The following is a 15,601-nucleotide window of genomic DNA, read 5'->3' as shown; positions in this document are numbered from 1 at the left end:
ATGGCAAACAGAAGGGATTTTATAAAGAAAACAGCTTTAGGAACCATTGGCGTTAGTACGGTTTTTAGCTGTAAAGAAGTAACCAAAGAAGAGCAAAATGCAGTCGCATCAACTACAAATAGCACACCCAACAAACCATTAATCATTTCAACATGGAAACACGGTTTCCCGGCAAATGAAGCCGCCTGGAAAACCCTAAATGAAGGAGGCACAGGTATTGATGCAGTAGAAGCGGGCGTTAGGATTCCCGAAGGCGACCCCAAAGAACGTAGTGTAGGTTATGGCGGTTTACCGGATAGAGAAGGCAAGGTCACTTTAGATGCCTGCATTATGGACCATAATAGCAATTGTGGTTCGGTAGCCTTCCTACAAGGTATAAAACACCCTATTTCGGTAGCCAGAAAAGTAATGGAAGACACCCCCCATGTGATGCTAACTGGAGAAGGCGCCCTTCAATTTGCCTTATCGAAAGGGTTTAAGGAAGAAAACCTATTAACTCCAGAGTCTGAAAAAGACTGGAAAAAATGGCTGGAAAAATCAAAATACAAACCTGTTATTAATATAGAAAACCACGACACCATAAGCATGTTGGCCATAGATAATAATGGAAATATTTCCGGTGCTTGTACCACCAGTGGTGCTGCTTGGAAAATGCATGGTCGTGTAGGGGATTCTCCCATTATAGGTGCTGGGTTATTTTTAGACAACGAAGTAGGTGCAGCAGCTGCAACCGGTTTGGGAGAGGCCGTAATACGTACTGCCGGTAGTGCTATGGTTGTTGAACAAATGCGTATGGGAAAATCGCCAGCCGAGGCCTGTAAAATTATTGTAGAACGTATTTACGAAAAGCACAAAAACCATAGAGACATGGAATACCTGCAAGTAGGCTTTATCGCTATCAATAAACAGGGCGAATACGGCGGATACAGTTTACGCTCTGGATTTGACTTTGCAGTTTGCGATACCGAAAAAGGAAATAGAATGGAAGATGCACAATTTAAAATGACTTGGGATGCACAATAAAAAATACATAACTCCAAAATTAATAGCCACAGCGCTAATAACCCTACTGTTTATAGGGTGTGCTAACCAACCTTCAAAAACTTTTGCTGAAGAAGATATCCAAATTATACCCAAACCTTCAGAACTAAAGCTGGGGCAAGGTAGTTTTCAATTCAATAAGGATACCAAATGCTTTGTTTCCAACGATGAACAGTTACAAGCTTTAGAAGTTTTATTGAATCCCTTTAAGACTGTATCCAATTGGGATTTGGAAGTGGTAAAAACCAAACCCTCCTCTAATTTTATTGCTTTTGAAAACAATGAAAATTTAGAGAATGAAGCATACACATTAATAGTAAGCCCAGAAGAAATTACTATTGAAGCCAACAGCTTTTCGGGGTTTTTATACGGCGTTGAAACCATTCGTCAATTATTGCCTTTAGAGATTGAAAGCAACAAACCTGTTGAAGATATTGTCTGGAACCTCCCGTGTGTAACAATTAACGACACACCACGTTTTAAATGGCGCGGATTAATGTTGGATGTATCCCGTCATTTTTTCAAAAAAGAATACATCAAAAAAACTATTGACCGCTTAGCATACCATAAAATGAATACCCTGCATTTGCACTTAGTAGACGATCAAGGGTGGCGTATCGAAATAAAAAAGTATCCTAAACTTACCGAGGTAGGTGCTTATAGAGTAGACCAAGAAGACAAACCATGGGATGCCAGACCAACAATACCAAGTGAAGGACAAAATAGGTATGGCGGTTATTACACCCAAGAGGATATTAAGGACATTGTAGCCTATGCCGAAAGCAGGGGTGTGAATGTCGTTCCCGAAATTGAAATGCCCGCTCACGTTACCAGTTCAGTGGCATCCTATCCCGAATTTTCTTGTTTAGAAAAACCCGTTCAAGTCCCTTCTGGTGGCTTATGGCCCATCACAGATATTTACTGTGCAGGAAAAGAATCTACCTTCGAATTCTTAGAAAATGTTCTTACCGAAGTTATGGCTCTGTTTCCTTCAAAATATATCCATATTGGAGGTGACGAAGCAACCAAAACCAATTGGAAAAAATGTCCACATTGCCAAAAACGCATGAAAACTGAAGGCCTTGAAAATGTAGAAGAACTACAAAGCTATTTCATTAAACGTATGGAACGTTTTATCAGTTCCAAAGGACGCATTTTAATTGGCTGGGACGAAATTTTGGAAGGCGGTTTAGCTCCAGGGGCTACAGTAATGAGCTGGCGTGGGGTAAAAGGTGGTTTGGAAGCTTCAGCAGAAGGTCATGATGTGGTTATGACTCCTGGCACACACTGTTATTTCGACCACTACCAAGGTCCAATGGATACAGAGCCGAAAGCTTGGGGAGGCTATACTCCCGTAAGCAAAGTTTATGAATTCGACCCTGTAGTTGACACCATGACTCTAGAACAAGCCAAGCACGTGTTGGGCGGACAAGCTAATTTATGGGCAGAATACGTTCCTACCGAATCCCATTCAGAATATATGATCTTCCCAAGACTAGCCGCCTTGTCTGAAACCCTTTGGAGCCCAAAAACCAACAGAGATTGGGATGAGTTTTCATCACGGTTAATCAACCTATTTCAGCGTTACGACAGTCAAGGCATTAATTACGCTAAGAGTGTGTATACCATTACCGAAGAAACTCATGTAAACGATACAACCAATGCCATTACGGTCACTCTTAAAACCGAATTCCCAGAAACGGACATACGCTATGTTTTAAATGATGCTTCCCTTGAAACTTCAGCAATCCCTTATACTAAACCTATTGATATCAATAGCACAACAACAATAAGAGCATCGCTATTTGAAAATGATAAACCTATTGGCAATGTTTTCGAAAAGACACTTAACTATCACAAAGCTGTAGGTAAAAAAGTGATTTATAACACCATGTATAGCAAAAGCTACAAAGGGAAAGAAGCAAACAACATGGTTAATATAGTTCGAGGTTCAAAAAATTTCCATGACGGACAATGGCAGGCGTGGATAGGTAATGATATGGAATTGGTTATTGATTTAGAAACCCCTACCGAAATATCGGAAGTAAAAGTAGGCACTATGGAAAACCAAGGACCTGCTATATATTTCCCAACACAAATAGAAGTTCTGCTATCTAACGACGGTAAATCCTATACCAGTGTGGGAGTAATAGATAGACCAGTAAAAGTAAACCCTAACATTGAACTGAAAGATTTTGTTATTAATTTCAAAAAACAAAAAGCAACACATGTTAAGGTTAAGGCTCAAAGCTTAAAAAAGTCACCTAGTGGTGGAGGCGCTTGGCTATTTGTAGACGAAATTACAGTCGAGTAGTTTTTTAGTTTCCAGCGAACTACAACTGTTATTCGTCGAATTTTTTTTGTTAATTTTTAACATAAAACCATCTTGAAAGGATAATTGTTAAAGTTCTAATTATATTTTAACAAAACTAGGATTTGTATTAAATTAACCCATTAATTTATATTATGTTGTAATGTTTAAACTTAAGGACATAAAATCGTTAAAATTAGCGTTGTATTTTATAATACCATTTATTTTGATATTACTGATTAAATATAAAATCAGTAAAAATGATAGTGAGTATTTAGCATTAAAAAAAGACAACCCTAACGCAAATCTTAGTTCAAATTCATCAAACCCTAATGTCAAGTTACCAGATAGCATTGATTATATTTTTCATGTTAAGCCCATACTTTCAGACCGCTGCTATTTATGTCATGGACCAGACGGAGGCACGCGCGAAGCAGGATTGAGGTTAGACACCAAAGAAGGGGCCTATGCTGCCATTGGTGAACATTTAGACAAGCATGCTATTGTTCCAGGAGATATAGAATCCAGTAGAATGGTAGCTAGAATAAACAGTACAGACCCCGAGCAGATAATGCCCCCACCAAGCTCTAACCTTAGCCTGTCCGAATACGAAAAGAAGATTTTAACAAAATGGATCGAACAAGGTGCTGTTTGGAAAGACCATTGGTCATTTATTCCGCCTGTTAAAAAACAGACACCAAAAGTTACTAACGCCAACTGGCCAAATAACGATATAGACTATTTCATATTAAAACGACTGGAAGAAAAAGGCTTGAAACCTTCCGAGAAAGCTACAAAAGAAAAATTAATACGCAAGGTTTATTTCGACCTTACCGGCCTACCTCCTACGCTTGATGCTATAGATGCTTTTGTCTCAGATACAGATGAAAGCGCCTATGAAAAAGTAGTTGATAAACTCTTAGCTTCAGAAGCCTATGGCGAACGTATGGCTTCCAACTGGCTGGACGTTGCACGCTATGCAGACACCCATGGTTATCAGGACGATTTAGAGCGCACAATGTGGCCTTGGCGCGATTGGGTTATTCATGCATTTAATAGTAATTTGCCTTACAACGAATTTATAAAATGGCAAATAGCAGGCGATTTATTACCCAATGCAACATTGGAACAAATCGTAGCTACAGGATTTAACAGAAACCATAAAATCACTCAAGAAGGCGGCGTAATAGATGAGGAGTATCGGGTGGAGTATGTTATGGATCGCACCAACACCACTTCAACGGCATTACTGGGGCTAACTATGGAATGCGCAAGATGCCATGATCATAAATACGACCCAATTTCCCAAAAAGAGTTTTATAGCATGTATGGCTTTTTCAATAAGGTAAAGGAAAAAGGAAGGATTGATTATGATGAAATTCCAGAACCCAATATCAAAATAACCGATAAAGAAATTGAAGAAAGCCTGGCTTTTATACACAAACCCGATTCCATTCCAGACATAAAGTTAATGGTTATGGCAGACGACGCCTCAGACAGACAGACTTTCATTTTAAAAAGAGGCCAATATGATGCTCCTACCGACAAAGTATCTTTAGGAACACCAAAGGCCGTTTTATCCTTCCCAGAAACCCTTCCTAAAAATAGATTAGGCTTAGTGGACTGGCTTTTCGATGATAAAAACCCCTTAACCGCAAGGGTTGCCATAAATAGAATTTGGCAACAAATTTTTGGTGCTGGCATTGTCTCGACTGTCGACGATTTTGGTAACCAGGGAGCTTTACCCTCACACCCAGAATTATTGGATTGGTTAGCCGTTACCTTTAGGGAAAAAGGGTGGGACATGAAGCAAATGATAAAACTGATGGTTATGTCCAGTACCTACCTACAAACCTCAAAAGCAACACCAGAACTTATAGAAGCAGATCCGGATAATGTACTCCTCGCACGAAGTTCAAGAAGTAAATTAACGGCAGAGATGGTTAGGGATAATGCCTTAGCTGTTAGTGGCCTATTAGTAAATAAGCTTGGTGGGCCTAGCGTAAAACCATACCAACCAGAAGGATTATGGGCAGAAACCACATCGGGGCGAGGGCTTACCAAATACATCATGGATTCTGGCGAAAACCAATACAGACGTAGTTTGTATACCTTTTGGAAACGAACCGTTCCCCCTCCTGCCATGATTACTTTCGATGCGGCAAGTAGGGACCTTTGTTCGGTTAAACGTCAAAAAACAAGCACCCCGCTTCAGGCCTTGGTAATGTTAAACGATCCCCAATTAATTGAAGCATCAGAACACTTAGCTAAAAGTATGCTTAATGCTGAAACATTGAACGATGAAGAACGCATAAAACAAATCTTTAGAAAGATAACATCACGCTTCCCAGAAGCAGATGAAACCAATAAATTATTAGACTATTTAGAATCTTCAAAAGAAAATTTTGAAGCCAATTCTGAAACATCAGAACCCCATACGGATAAGCATGACAAAGAACTATATGCCTATACCGTATTAACAAGTTTAATATTCAATCTAGATGAAGCAATCGTAAAAGGATAGTACCATGGAAGAGTTGAACAAGCATTTTATAAATAACAACAGAAGGCATTTTCTAAAAAAACTTGGGTTTGGCATTGGCGGTTTAGCCGCGGCTTCGCTATTGGACCCCTTTTCCAGCATATCCGGACAGGCACAGTTAAGTAGTGCCACAGGATTGCATTTACCCCACTTTGCTCCTAAAGCAAAACGTATCGTTTACCTATTCCAAAGTGGAGGCCCATCACAATTGGATCTATTCGATTACAAACCCTTATTGGATAAAATGAGAGGGCAAGACCTTCCCGATTCGGTAAGAAATGGCCAACGTTTAACGGGTATGACCTCTGGACAAGAGCGCTTTCCGTTGGTTGGCAGCAATTTCAAATTCAAACAATATGGCGAATCTCGAGCTTGGGTAAGCGATTTAATGCCTTATACCGCTAAAATAGTTGACGAACTATGCTTCATTAAGTCCATGCATACCGAAGCCATTAACCACGACCCTGCCATTACCTTTTTTCAAACAGGATCACAACAAACGGGCAGACCTAGTATGGGCTCTTGGTTTAGCTATGGCTTAGGAAGCCTTAATGAAAACCTTCCGGCATTTACCGTGTTACTGTCCCGCGGAACAGGACGACCATTTTCACAACCCTTATATTCACGCCTTTGGGGCAATGGTTTTTTAAGCTCCTTACACCAAGGCGTACAATTTCGCTCTGGTAAAGACCCTGTACTGTACCTTAAAGACCCTGAGGGAATGACCCGTGGCGAACGCCGAAAAATGTTGGACTACATAAGCGAATTAAATTATAAACAAGAACAAGAATTTGGTGATCCGGAAATTAATAGCCGCATTGCACAATATGAAATGGCCTACCGTATGCAAACCTCGGTACCGGAGACAATGAATATAGAGGATGAACCGGAACATATCATTAAAATGTACGGTGCCAATGCCACTACACCAGGCACTTATGCCGCTAACTGCTTATTGGCAAGACGATTGATTGAAAAGGATGTTAGGTTTGTTCAGCTGTACCACATGGGCTGGGACCAACATTTCGACTTGCCGTCTCAAATAGAACGCCAAGCCAAAGATATAGACCAAGCTACAGCGGCCTTAATATTAGATTTAAAACAAAGAGGTTTGCTGGAAGATACGCTTGTGGTTTGGGGAGGTGAATTTGGAAGGACCAATTACAGTCAAGGCACCTTAACAGACACCAATTACGGTAGGGACCACCACCCAAAATGCTTTACCATGTTTATGGCCGGAGGCGGAGTAAAACCAGGATTCACCTATGGCGAAACCGACGATTTTGGGTATAACATTGTTAAAGACCCTATGCATGTACATGATTTACAAGCAACCATAATGAACCAAATGGGTATAGACCATACCAAGTTCACGTATAAACACCAAGGTAGACGCTTTAGGCTTACCGATGTTTCTGGACATGTTGTTAACGACATTTTAGTATAATCTATGAGCCGAAGAACCTTCCTAAAACAATCGTCTTGTGCTTCGTTGGGGATTTTATTATCCCCATTGTATAGCAATGCTTTTTCATTTAGCAACAATAAAGATGTTATTATAGGGCATAATTCCCATCAATATAAAGTTAATATGAATTGGGGCAATTTAGACCCCTTAACAACTCCGGTAAAAGATTGCCATGAAATGGTTCAAGACTCCAAAGGGCGTATTGTTTTATTGACCAATCACACTAAAAATAACATTATCATTTACGATAAGTCTGGTAAGTTATTGGAAACTTGGGGCACCGATTTTCCTGGCGGACATGGTTTGACCCTGTGCAAAGAAAATGGAGAAGACTTTTTGCTGATTACAGATTATGAAAGACATCAAATTATAAAAACAACCATAGACGGTAAAATTGTTTTTGAAATAGACTACCCCAAGGACACTGGGAAATATAACAGTAAAGAAGAGTTCAAACCTACCGAAACAACCATATTGGAAAATGGCGATTTTTATGTAGCCGACGGTTATGGCAACCAGTACATTACCCATTACAACCATAAAGGCGAACTATTGAATATTTTTGGTGGTAGAGGCACAAATGATTCCGAATTTTTAAATGCCCATGGTATTTGTTATGATAACCGAGATAAGAACAACCCTAGCCTTTTAATATCGGCAAGGGAAATGAACATTCTTAAGCGCTTTAGTTTAGATGGCAAGTACCTATCTTCGATAGAAGTCCCTGGCGCATTGATTTGCAGACCAGTAATCCATAAAAAAGATATTTATTTTGCGGTATTGAAATCAAAAAAAGCACCCAATAGCGATTCGGGATTTTTGTTGATTATGGATGAAAACAACCAAGTCGTTTCCTGTCCAGGCGCAACAGCTCCAACTTATAACAATAGCAACCTAGAAGAGTTATACCAAACCATTAGGCTGTTCCAATATCCTCATGATGTCTGTATAGACGAAGATGAAAATGTATATGTAGCACAATGGAATTCTGGGCAAACCTACCCTATTAAACTAACTAGAATATGAAGCTAAAAGTAATACCCTGCCTTTTAGCAATTATAGTTTTTGGTTGTAAAAAGGGCTCTGAAAATTTGTTTTTACAACAAGATCAAATTCAGATAGTACAACCTAGATTAGAGGCTACTAATCAATTAATAGATTCTGTAGCCTATTTAACCGCAAGTTTAAAGATTGACGGCTCAAAAATATACTACACTACAAACGGCGATGATCCAACCGAGCAATCTAAAGCATATACAGCTCCCATTAAAATATTAAAACCTGGAGTCTATAAGTTTCGCGCCTATCATCCAGATTGGAAAAAAAGCGATGTCGTAGAAACAACATTTTATAAAAGTGGGCTCCCTATAGATACCATTACCTGGCATACCACTGCCAGTGACCGCTATAAAGGTGTTGGAGCAATGACACTAAACAACAACAAAAAGGGCACAGTAGACTTTAAGGACAACCAATGGTTAGGGTTTGATACCATTGCCAATGCGACCTTGTATTTAAAAAATAAAGCCTACGTTAAATCCCTAACCATAGGCTATTTAAGCGATCCTGGCTCTTGGATATTTCCTCCTAAGTCTGTTAAAATACGAACTTCGGTTAATGGTGGTCCTTTTAAGGATAAGACCATAGAATTACAGCCTTTAGAGAGTATAACAGCTCCAACCTTAAAACATATTGACATCCCCGTAAACGATACTATAAACCAGATTTTAGTTGAAGTAAAAAATGTAACATCCATTCCACAATGGCATGAAGGAAAAGGCAATAAGGCCTGGCTTTTTATGGATGAATGGGTTTTAAACTATTAACATAGCCAATGAAGCGTTTAAACACAAAGTATATATTAACCCTCTCGGTAATACTCATTACAGTAATAATTGTATTTGCAGAACCCTCAAGATTGGTTCTTTTTTTAGGGAGGTTTCATCCGGTAATACTCCATCTTCCCATTGGAGCCTTAATCCTAACCCTATTTATAGATATTGTTGGACGCATTAAAAACAATTATCCAAGCTTGGCAATTCAATATGCGCTTGGTTTTTCTTCATTTTTTGCAGTTTTGGCCTGTTTGTTGGGCTATTTTTTATCATTTGAAGGAGGATACGATAGCCCTACATTAAATAGTCATTTATGGTTAGGTGCAATATCTACCATATTGATAGTCTGCCTATTTGTATTGAGCAAGTCTAAAGCTGATTGGGCTTCAAAATTATTTTTGCCCTGTTTTGGAATAACATTCATCGGTATAACCATTACTGGACATTACGGAAGCATCCTTACCCATGGGAGTGATTTTTTAACCCAATATGCCTCAGCCCCTAAAGAAGTTAAACCCATAACTCATATAGATAGCCTTAAAATTTACGATGATGTTGTTTTTAAAATTTTGGATGCTAAATGCATACAATGCCATAACAACACAAAAAAGAAAGGCGATTTGGCTTTAAATTCGCCCGAAAACATATTAAAAGGAGGCGAACATGGTAAAGTCATAGTTAAGGGTCATGCCGAAGAGAGCCAAATGTTCAAAAGCATAATGCTGCCCTTATCCGATGAAAAACACATGCCTCCTGAAGGAAAACCACAGCTAACAAAAGACGAGCAGTGGCTTATTGCTTACTGGATAAACCATAATGCCGATTTTAAGAACAAAGTGGTTCATCTCCCTAAAAATGATACGCTTAATAAACTTCTTAAAAAATACCTGGTTTTTGAAGAACTTAAAATTGAAGAAGCTTCCATAGGTGATATTAACGATGCTAAAGAAGCTGGTTTTACCATTTTCAAATTAGTCCCCAACAAACCCGAATTAAGTGTTAAATTCCCCAAAAAGGAACTTAACAAAAAAGCTTTAAAGGCTTTAAAAAAGCTACATGAGCAAGTTGTAGAGTTGGACTTAAGCAATACAGCCTTAACAGATGAGATGGCCTCCAGTTTAAAATCGTTTAAAAATCTAAAAAAACTTTATATAAGCAATACCAAAATCTCTAATGAAGGTCTTAAAAGTTTTTACAATGCCAAAAGGCTTCAGGTGTTGAATGCATACAACACCAACATTACCAATGAAGGCCTCAACGCCTTTTTGCAACAGGTGGTTCCACAACATATTTATGTATGGCAAACAGACATAGACAAAAACGATATCGCTATGCTCGAATCTAAGTTCGACACAAAAGTATATGCCGGCACCGCTGAAGACTTTGTTGAGATAACCCAAATTGAAACCCCAACATTTCTTTCCGATAAAAATTTATTTGTAGACACCATTTCTGTTAGGTTACAATCCAAAATAAAAAATGTAAAAACCTTTTACACCCTAGATGGCACAGACCCCGATTCAACATCGTTGCCCTACAAAGACAGTATATTTTTAGATCGCCCCGTACAACTAAAAGTAAAAACATATAAAGCGGGTTGGCTACCAAGCGATGTTTTAGAAAAAAACTTTTTTAAAATCAAACACCAAGTATTAAAATACAATTTGGTAAAACAACCAGACGACCGCTATCCAGGTAGTGACAAACTTTTCGACTTAAAGGAAGGCAGTGAACTGTTTAGAGATGGTAATTGGATAGGTTTTTCAGGAGATAACGTAGATGCCACAATAGATCTCGAATCGGTTAAACAAGTAGATAAAATTTCGGTAAATTGCCTCGAAAATGTTTCCAATTGGATTCTTTTTCCCAAAAAAATAACGGTCTATTCATCAACAGAAATGAACACGGGATACCAAAAGATAGGAGAATTAAATATTACCCGAACAGGACGCTATGGTAGTGGTACAGAAATAAAAAAATATACGGTAGATATTCCCAATACAACAACCCAATATTTAAGGGTTGTTGTAGAAAATTTTAAAACGCTTCCCAGTTGGCATGAAGGTGCAGGAACAGATGCATGGCTTTTTGTAGATGAAATTTTAATTCGATAAACAAAAAATGAAACTTACATGATTAAATAACCTTTAACATATAGCAAGATGATTTTTTTAGCCACTAAATACATGAATGTTTTTTTACTTAAAAGTGTTTAGTATATGATAAAAATTGAAAATGTAGCATTAACCCAAATTATTTGTTATACAAAGATTTCATATATGTCAATGGCATTGTCCATAAATAATTGAAATGATATATTATATGGACTTAACACCTTTGCGCCTACTTGGTGTCCTTTGTGTTTAAATATAACCTCAAAGCCAGCAAAGAAGCACAAAGATCACAATGCAAAACTAATTTTGTCATGTACTTACTTAGATAAAAGTATTAAAAGCATATTTGTGAATTCGTGGCGTAAAATTTTATAATTAATTTAATACTAAATGATCGACGAAATTTAAACGAATGAAACACTTTTTAAAAATAGCAATTGGTTCCTTTTTAATTCTTTTTAGCTTAATCGCTAGAAGTCAAAACGCAGAATTACCAAAAGAAGAACGTCTCGAATGGTTTAAAGACGCCAAATTCGGAGTATTTATCCATTGGGGTATATACTCGGTTAATGGCATTGATGAATCTTGGTCTTTTTTCAATAAATACATTCCATATTCAGACTATATGAAGCAACTTGATGGCTTTACAGCAAAAAAATACGATCCAGAATATTGGGCTGAACTTATTAAGGAAAGTGGCGCCAAATACACTGTAATTACGACAAAACACCACGATGGCGTTGCCCTTTGGAATTCCAAATACGGCAACCTCAATACCGTCAAGAAAGCTAAAGCGAAAAAAGATTTACTAACGCCATTTGTTAATGCCGCTCGTAAGGAAAACTTAAAAGTAGGCTTGTATTATTCGCTATTGGATTGGTCTTATCCAGATTATCCTAATTTTTTAAGAGACCAAAAACGATATACCGAAGACCCCAAAAGATGGGAAAAATTCACTAAGTATAATTTCGGGCAAATAGAGGAATTAACAGAATACAATCCAGATTTATATTGGTTTGATGGTGATTGGGAGCAATCTGCCGAAAAATGGAAAGCCAAAGAAATTCGTCAATTATTATTAGATAAAACGCCAACAACTATTATCAATTCGAGGCTACAAGGCTATGGCGACTATGCCACTCCAGAACAAGGAGTACCAGTAGCCAAGCCCGAAAACAAGTATTGGGAATTATGTCTAACCATGAATAATTCTTGGGGCTACCAACCAAACGACAAACAATACAAATCGGTAAATCAGCTTATTCGGGTTTTAGTCGATTGTATTAGTATGGGAGGCAATTTACTGCTTGACATAGGGCCTAAACCAGATGGCACCATTCCACAGGAACAAATAGATATTTTAAAGGGTATTGGTAAATGGACCAACAAACATAAAGAAGCTATTTATGGCACTAGGGCAGGTATACCACACGGTCACTTTAATGGGTACACCGCACTATCGAAAGATAAAAATATTTTGTATTTGTATGTAGACAATAAACCAAACGGTCCATTATTGATAAAGGGACTTAAAAACAAGATCAATAGAATTTGGGTGGTTGGCAATGGCACCAAGTTATCACATAACGTTGTAGGCAAACAATATTGGAGCTCCGTTCCTGGTTTGTTGTATATAGACTTACCCGAACATGTACAAGACGAAAATGTTACCGTAATTGCCGTATTATTGGATGGTGAAGTAGATTTATACAGAGAAGAAGGTCAAAAAATTGAAAGTAATTAAATATGAAGTATCTATTAACGATTTTTAAAGGGATTATAGTTGTTGTTTTATTTTGTTTTACCTCATGTAAACAAGATGTAAATAACAATCATGCAGCCAATACCAATATAGAAAAGAGTCTAGTTAACTATGTTAACCCACTTATGGGTACCGATTCCGATTTCAGTCTATCTAACGGAAATACCTATCCGGCTATCGCTACCCCTTGGGCCATGAATTTCTGGACACCTCAAACAGCTAAAATGGGTGATGGATGGGCCTACAAATATGACGATAAGACCATAAGGGGCATCAAACAAACCCATCAACCGAGTCCTTGGATTAACGATTATGCGGCCTTCTCGTTAATGGCAGTTGCTGGTGAGCTAAAATACAAAGAAGATGAGCGCGCCTCCTATTTCTCACATAAGGCTGAAATTGTTAAACCCAACCACTACAGTGTTTACCTAGCCGATTACGATATTACTGCTGAAGTAGCGCCTACCGAACGAGCGGCCCATTTTAAGTTTACCTTTCCTAAAGCAGATGCATCGTATATCCTGCTTGATGCTTTCTTTAAAGGCTCTATGGTGAAAATCATACCAGAGGAAAGAAAAATTATTGGCTATTGCAGAAACAATAGTGGTGGCGTTCCCGAAAATTTCCACAATTATTTTGTGGCACAATTCGATAAAGATTTTGAACTGAACCACACTTGGGGTGAGGATTGGACACTTGTAGAAAACACAGTAGAAAATAGTGGTGACCATGTAGGTGCTATTATTGGTTTTAAAACCAAAAAAGGAGAACAAGTACACGTTAAAGTGGCATCCTCTTTTATTAGTCCAGAACAAGCCGAATTAAATTTAAACAAGGAAATTGGGAACGACACTTTCGAACAAACCAAAGAAAAAGCCCGCTTGGCTTGGGAAAAAGAGTTAAACCGTATAACCATAGAAGATGATAATATTGATAATATTAGAACCTTCTACTCATGCCTGTATCGCGTACTATTGTTCCCCAGAAAATTTTATGAGTTCGACAAAGACAATAAAGTCGTGCATTACAGTCCCTACAACGGTGAAGTATTACCAGGCTATATGTTTACCGACAATGGTTTTTGGGACACCTTTAGGGCCGTTTTTCCATTTTTTAATTTAATGTACCCCGAGTTGAACAGTCAGATTATGGAAGGCTTGGCCAACACCTATAGAGAATCGGGGTGGTTACCCGAATGGGCTAGTCCTGGGCATCGCGATTGTATGATAGGTTCCAATTCTGCTCCTATAATTGCCGATGCCTTTTTAAAAGGCAATGTCCAGGAAAAAGATGTTGAAACCTTACTGGAAGCCGTATTAAAGAATGCCCAAGTATCTGAAGGACGCCCGGTAAATTCTGTTGGTCGTGCCGGATTAGATTACTATAACTCCCTGGGGTATGTGCCATACAATGTAGGTATAAATGAAAATGCCGCCCGAACTTTAGAATATGCTTATGCCGATTTCACCATAGCTAAAATGGCAGAAAAATTAGGCAGAACTGATTTAGCCAACACCTTTTACAAACAATCCCACAATTATAAAAACCTATTCGATAGCTCAACCAATTTAATGCGTGGCAAAAATGAAGATGGCCATTTTCAAACCCCATTCAACCCATTAAAATGGGGCGATGCCTTTACCGAAGGCAATAGCCTACATTATACATGGTCTGTGTTCCACGACGTACAAGGACTTATTAATTTAATGGGCGGTAAAACCAATTTCATTTCAAAATTAGACGAAGTTTTCACTATGCCCCCAGATTTCGACGATTCCTATTATGGCTTTACCATTCATGAAATTCGCGAAATGCAAATTGTTAACATGGGAAATTATGCCCATGGCAACCAGCCCATACAACATATGATCTATCTGTATAATTATGCCAATGCCCCATACAAAACACAAGAAAAAATAAGAGCGGTATTAACCAAATTGTACAGTGCCACACCAGACGGTTATTGTGGTGATGAAGACAACGGGCAGACCTCGGCTTGGTATGTGTTTAGCGCATTAGGGTTCTACCCTGTAACACCAGGGGTTAATCAATACGCTATTGGTAGTCCATTGTTTAAAAAAGCGACTATCGCATTACAAAATGGAAAAACGTTTTCTATTTCAGCGCCAAACAATAATGCTAACAATGTTTACTTAACTTCTGTTAAGCTAAACGGAAACCCTTGGAACAATAGCTTTATTGAATTTGAAACCATTCAAAATGGAGGAGCATTAGATTTTAGCATGAATGATACGCCTAACAAATCTTGGGCAAACCAACCAGAAAACACACCTTTCTCTATGAGCAAAGGTTTAAATTAAACTAAGTTCGATTATTAAATGTTGCTATATTTTAGATAGTTAAATAAATTAAATGTAAAGGAATGTCATTCCGAACGAGGTACGAGGAGGAATCTCATAATTATGGGATTTAACTATGTTGAACCTTTTGGTTTCTCGTCGTTCGTTCCTCTCTCTGTCGAAATGACAATTCGTTAAAAAGACAATTGTTAATACATATTTTTAACT

Annotated in this window: 9 protein-coding genes; all 9 read left to right on the top strand. The window is 38.2% G+C overall.

What is annotated here, in order from left to right; translation table 11 throughout:
• Window positions 1-1,023, top strand: coding sequence for a N(4)-(beta-N-acetylglucosaminyl)-L-asparaginase (locus MR062_RS00920; protein ID WP_242202175.1), 1,023 nt, complete (start codon window positions 1-3; stop codon window positions 1,021-1,023).
• Entirely contained in the window at window positions 1,013-3,355 is a 2,343-nt protein-coding gene (locus MR062_RS00915) for a beta-N-acetylhexosaminidase (protein WP_242202174.1), read from the top strand. The genes MR062_RS00920 and MR062_RS00915 overlap by 11 nt, the downstream gene beginning before the upstream one ends.
• A 160-nt stretch (window positions 3,356-3,515) precedes the next feature.
• A complete protein-coding gene (locus MR062_RS00910; protein ID WP_242202173.1) occupies window positions 3,516-5,876 on the top strand; it encodes a PSD1 and planctomycete cytochrome C domain-containing protein in 2,361 nt (786 codons plus the stop codon).
• A 4-nt stretch (window positions 5,877-5,880) separates the two neighbouring features.
• Window positions 5,881-7,341 (top strand): DUF1501 domain-containing protein, encoded by a 1,461-nt coding sequence (locus tag MR062_RS00905; protein ID WP_242202172.1) that lies wholly within the window; start codon window positions 5,881-5,883, stop codon window positions 7,339-7,341.
• Between the two features lie 3 nt (window positions 7,342-7,344).
• The gene (locus tag MR062_RS00900) at window positions 7,345-8,388 is read left to right on the top strand and encodes an NHL repeat-containing protein (protein ID WP_242202171.1); all 1,044 of its coding nucleotides are present in this window, start codon (window positions 7,345-7,347) and stop codon (window positions 8,386-8,388) included.
• On the top strand, window positions 8,385-9,188 hold the full coding sequence (locus MR062_RS00895; RefSeq protein ID WP_242202170.1) for a chitobiase/beta-hexosaminidase C-terminal domain-containing protein: 804 nt from the start codon (window positions 8,385-8,387) through the stop codon (window positions 9,186-9,188). Before MR062_RS00900 ends, MR062_RS00895 begins: the two co-directional genes overlap by 4 nt.
• Before the next feature lie 8 nt (window positions 9,189-9,196).
• Entirely contained in the window at window positions 9,197-11,311 is a 2,115-nt protein-coding gene (locus MR062_RS00890) for a c-type cytochrome domain-containing protein (RefSeq protein ID WP_242202169.1), read from the top strand.
• A 412-nt stretch (window positions 11,312-11,723) separates the two neighbouring features.
• On the top strand, window positions 11,724-13,055 hold the full coding sequence (locus tag MR062_RS00885) for an alpha-L-fucosidase (protein ID WP_242202168.1): 1,332 nt from the start codon (window positions 11,724-11,726) through the stop codon (window positions 13,053-13,055).
• A gap of 2 nt (window positions 13,056-13,057) precedes the next feature.
• A complete protein-coding gene (locus MR062_RS00880; RefSeq protein WP_242202167.1) occupies window positions 13,058-15,394 on the top strand; it encodes a GH92 family glycosyl hydrolase in 2,337 nt (778 codons plus the stop codon).
• The last annotated feature ends 207 nt before the right edge of the window (window positions 15,395-15,601 follow it).

The sequence above is a fragment of the Aestuariivivens insulae genome (assembly GCF_022662195.1).
Lineage (GTDB): Bacteria > Bacteroidota > Bacteroidia > Flavobacteriales > Flavobacteriaceae > Aestuariivivens > Aestuariivivens insulae.
The sequence above is the reverse complement of the archived record's forward strand: the minus strand, read 5'-3'. Positions and strand labels throughout refer to the sequence as shown.

Coding starts and splice junctions, on each gene's coding strand:
- MR062_RS00920 (WP_242202175.1), top strand. CDS start 1: ATGGCAAACAGAAGGGATTTTATAAAGAAAACAGCTTTAGGAACCATT.
- MR062_RS00915 (WP_242202174.1), top strand. CDS start 1,013: ATGCACAATAAAAAATACATAACTCCAAAATTAATAGCCACAGCGCTA.
- MR062_RS00910 (WP_242202173.1), top strand. CDS start 3,516: ATGTTTAAACTTAAGGACATAAAATCGTTAAAATTAGCGTTGTATTTT.
- MR062_RS00905 (WP_242202172.1), top strand. CDS start 5,881: ATGGAAGAGTTGAACAAGCATTTTATAAATAACAACAGAAGGCATTTT.
- MR062_RS00900 (WP_242202171.1), top strand. CDS start 7,345: ATGAGCCGAAGAACCTTCCTAAAACAATCGTCTTGTGCTTCGTTGGGG.
- MR062_RS00895 (WP_242202170.1), top strand. CDS start 8,385: ATGAAGCTAAAAGTAATACCCTGCCTTTTAGCAATTATAGTTTTTGGT.
- MR062_RS00890 (WP_242202169.1), top strand. CDS start 9,197: ATGAAGCGTTTAAACACAAAGTATATATTAACCCTCTCGGTAATACTC.
- MR062_RS00885 (WP_242202168.1), top strand. CDS start 11,724: ATGAAACACTTTTTAAAAATAGCAATTGGTTCCTTTTTAATTCTTTTT.
- MR062_RS00880 (WP_242202167.1), top strand. CDS start 13,058: ATGAAGTATCTATTAACGATTTTTAAAGGGATTATAGTTGTTGTTTTA.